Source organism: uncultured Acetatifactor sp., from assembly GCF_948601915.1.
GTDB lineage: Bacteria > Bacillota > Clostridia > Lachnospirales > Lachnospiraceae > Acetatifactor.
In genome coordinates this window covers 16,327-20,468 of the sequence record NZ_CAPDXS010000026.1, presented here as the reverse complement: position 1 = coordinate 20,468, position 4,142 = coordinate 16,327, and the positions used below count along the sequence as shown (strand labels likewise).

The window sequence follows — 4,142 nt, the reverse complement described above, 5'->3', positions numbered from 1 at the left end:
GTTCAGACGTGTGCTCTTCCGATCTCTCCTGGTAAAGGCCGGCAGCACGGCAGTGGCCAGGATCCCCATGACCGTGCCCAGGCCCCTGACCTGGGACGCAGAGCATCCCAATCTGTACCGGGTGAGGGCACAGGTGGAGGACATGGGCGCCTTCGGCGTGGCCCTGGACAGGGAGGCCGCCCTGGAGGGCATCTGCGATGAGGCGGAGACCCTTTTCGGCATCCGCACCGTCACGGCGGACGCGGTCCATGGCCTGCAGGTCAACGGCAGGACGGTGAAGCTGAAGGGCGGCTGCATCCATCATGACAACGGCCTGCTTGGGGCGGTGTCCCTGCGGGACGGCGAATACCGGAAGCTGGGCCTGCTGAAGGAGGCGGGCTTCAATGCGGTGCGCCTGGCCCACAATCCCGGCTCCAGGGAGCTGCTGGAGGCGTGCGACCGCCTGGGGCTCTATGTGTTCGACGAGGCATTCGACGCCTGGGGCCACAGCAAGCAGCCGGGCGACTACAGCCAGTTCTTCGCCCGGGACTGGAAGGAGGACATGGAAAGCTTCATCCTTCGCGACCGCAACCATCCCAGTATCCTGATCTGGTCCACGGGCAATGAGGTGGAAGAGCGGGGCGGCATGGGGAATGGGTACGCCCTTGCCGAGGAGCTGGCAGCCTACGTGCGCAGCCTGGATTCCACCAGGCTGGTGGCCAACGGGCTCTGCTCCATGTGGTCGGGGCTGGACGATGCCAGCGTCCTGGAGCAGATGGCGGCAAAGCGGCAGGGAAATGCCCAGAACGAGGATTCCGGGGAGATGGACGGCGCCTGGGAGGATCGGACGGAGAGCTTCTGCAACTGTCTGGACGTGGTGGGCTACAACTATATGGACAGCCATTACGAATACGCGGGGCAGCGCTATCCGGAGCGCGTCATCCTGGGCACGGAGAGCTTCCCCAACCAGTTCGACAAGGTATGGGAGCTGGTGGAGCGCCTTCCCTATGTCATCGGCGATTTTACTTGGACGGCTGTGGACTATATCGGCGAGGCGGGCATCGGCAAGAGCAAATTTTTTGAGCAGGGGGATCCGGAGCTTGCGAAAGGACCCTGGGCGCTAGCCGCTCATGCGTCCGAGTACCCCTGGCGCCTGGCCAATGACGCGGACATCACCATCGGCGGAACCCTTACCCCCCAGGGAGTCTACCGGAAAATCGTATGGGGCAGCAGCCAGACAGGCCTCTATGTCCAGCATCCCAAGTACCACGGGCTGGAAGAACTGGTCAGCAACTGGGGCTGGAACCAGATGACGGACTGCTGGAACTATGAGGGATATGCAGGTAAGCCGGTGAAGGCCTACGTCTACTCTGCGGCGAAGGAGGTGGAGCTTTTCCTGAACGGCAAGAGCCTGGGCAGGGCCGCGGCGGGAAAGGAGAACCGGTTCTGCGCGGTGTTCGAGACGGTCTACGAGCCCGGCGTGCTGAGGGCCGTGAGCCTGGACGGAGACCGGGAGGTGTCCGGAGCGGAGATTGCCACCGCGGGAGAGCCTGCGTCCATCCGGCTGACGGCGGATAAGACACGGCTTAAGGCTGACGGAGAGGGACTTTCCTATGTGGCGGTGGAAATCCTGGACGAAGACGGAAATGTGGTAAAATATGGGGAAATCCAGCTGGAGGCATCCCTGGAGGCCACCCGGGCCCGGTACCATTCCCTGTCGCCGGTGCGTAAGATTCTGGGCGAGGAGGGGATGAAGGCGATGATGGCTGGATTCGGCTCGGAGGCGGAAAAGGAGGCCCCGGATGCCAGCGCCTGCCTGGCAGGATTCGGCTCGGACAATCCGGTGACCGAGGACAATTACACCGCCGGGAAATGCCGTTCCTATCAGGGCAGGGCCCTGGCGGTGGTGCGGGCCGGGCAGATAGCCGGGAAGGCCCTGCTGCGGGTGGCCGCGCCGGGGCTGGGGGAGGCCAGCCTGGAGATTGCGGTGGAGGCGTGAGCCCGGCAGTATGAATAATCATAAAACTTGCCATGAACGCGCTTTTGCATTAGTGATTCGAAAGTAGCCCGGATCACAAGTGGATGGCTCCGGCCGCATTGCGGAAAATTTCATCGCTCATGAATATAAGGATAAACGGCATAGAGCCAAATTGAGAACGCTGTACCGTCTTTTCCGTGAACCTGGCCGATAGGAATGCAATCGGTTCCCCTGGCATGGCCTTCAGGGCCATGCCAGGGGGAGCTGCCGGAAGTATAGGTATCCATCCTCCGCGGGTACCATATACTCTACGGTTTCCGCGTTCCGGTCGAACAGGCGGCGGCTGTCATGCTCCTTCCCCTCTATTGCCTGCCGCAGAACCAGATAGGCAGTTCCTTCAGGAAGCGCCAGAGTCTCCCCTGCGGCGGCGAGCTCTTCCAGCCGTTCTTCGCCGTAGCGCTCCAGCGGACGGTTCGCTTCATCCATCAAAAGCAGCTCCGTCTCCTGGGGCAGCGCGCTGCCGATGATGTTCACGGTGAAGCCCAGGGTAATGGTGTCCTGCTCTCCGTTTTCCGTTCTGCTGACGGATTCGGAGAGGCCATGGCTGAACTTCTGGCCGTCCACAAAGGAATCCGAGGACACCCCGGAACCGGCCAGCAGATAAATCTGGCTGTCTGTCTGCTGGTACACGGGATTGAAATAATACTTTGCGAAGCGCCCCGCGCGGATGTAGAGGTCTGTCTCGACACGCTCCTCCTGGTCGGAAAAGTAGTAATGGGAGTTGGCGAAAGGATAATCGCTGACATTGTACTTAGCGTCGGTGGCCTCATGGGTCTCGTCCTCAGGGGCTGTCAGGCAGTAGATGCCGTAGCCATTCAGGCCGGGAAAGGTCACTGTGCCAGCGCCCGCGTCATATCCGGTGAAGCTGCCGTAGATTTTCTGCGTCCCCGTATCCTTTACCACGATTTGCCCGCGGCTGTCCAGCTTCAATTCGGGGGGCTCCGGTTCGATAGGCTCTGTGGTCACGAAGACCCCTGCCAGACGGGCGTCCTGCCCGGGCAGCTCCTCCAGAGCCAGCCTGCCGCCGCTTTCGGACAGGGCGCATCCGCCTGAAAGCAGCGGGACAGCCAGAAGGAGCATGGCGGCTGACAGGAATCCGGCAGCCGCCGGGTGCCTGGCGGTCAGCAGGCGCATGGCCGCAAAAAGGGACTTTACCACCGATTTGTGATGCGGATCTCTAGGTTTCATGTTCCGGTTCCTCCTCTAATTTTCCGTCAAATTTCAGGATATCTCCCACATCGCACTGGAGATAATAACATATCCTGTTCACCGTGCCGAAGCGCACGCCCTTTGCCTTGCCGCTGCGCAGGATGGACAGGTTCGCCTCCGTGATGCCCACCAGGCGGCACAGCTCCTTGGAGGTCATGTGGCGTTCTCTTAATATTTCGTCAAGATATATTCGTATGGCCATTCTCCCGTTCTCCTTTTGCGTTCCATGCAGGGATGCTTTGAAAGGCGCATCCCGTGGTGAAAATCGTGAGACGCCGCCCCTGCGGCGGTTCAGATGAACATATCGTTGTCTTCTTTCAGCCGCTTGCTTTCCAGGTACAGGGTGCTCAATGTCCGGATGCCCAGTATGACGATGATTTCCGAAAGAGGGAACAGGATTTGGTGGTTGACGGACAACAGGAAGCGGGAGAAGGCCAGCTGCAGCACATTGAAGCCTACATTGGCCACCAGAACCACTGCCAGGAGCCGTCCGCTGGCAATCCGCAGCCTTTCCATGGCACGGCAGGCTGCCGGGCCGAAAGGGGCGGCAGCGTAATGGTGCAGGAAAACGCTCATCATGAGGAGCAGAGCGATTTTGGCCGCGCTTGGCAACAGTCCCATGACGGCCTGGAGGGCAAGGAACAGCGTGCTGATCTCCAGCAGGAATGTGGCGGAGCCGGAATTGCTTTCCTCCAGGGCGGTAAGTGCAGCCCTGAATTCGGCTCCGCCCTGCACGATAAGGCCGATAGCCAATACCAGCGCGTAGAGGCCCAGCAGAATCCGCAGCCCTGAAAGCGGTTTCCCATGTCCGATATTTTCGCCGGTGTGCGCTTCCTCCATGGAATGCGCTCCTTCCATGGGATGCGCTCCTTCCATGGGATGCGCTCCTTCCATGGGATGCGCTCCTTCCATGGGA

At 60.8% G+C, this 4,142-nt stretch carries 3 protein-coding genes; all 3 read right to left on the bottom strand.

Features of this window, described 5'->3' with window-relative positions:
- Window positions 1–2,200 precede the first annotated feature (2,200 nt).
- Entirely contained in the window at window positions 2,201–3,205 is a 1,005-nt protein-coding gene (locus Q2B33_RS06370; protein WP_300571958.1) for a hypothetical protein, read from the bottom strand.
- Entirely contained in the window at window positions 3,195–3,428 is a 234-nt protein-coding gene (locus Q2B33_RS06365) for a helix-turn-helix transcriptional regulator (protein ID WP_296475711.1), read from the bottom strand. Before Q2B33_RS06365 ends, Q2B33_RS06370 begins: the two co-directional genes overlap by 11 nt.
- Before the next feature lie 89 nt (window positions 3,429–3,517).
- A partial coding sequence (locus Q2B33_RS06360; protein ID WP_300791985.1) for a hypothetical protein occupies window positions 3,518–4,142 on the bottom strand: 625 nt, incomplete at its 5' end.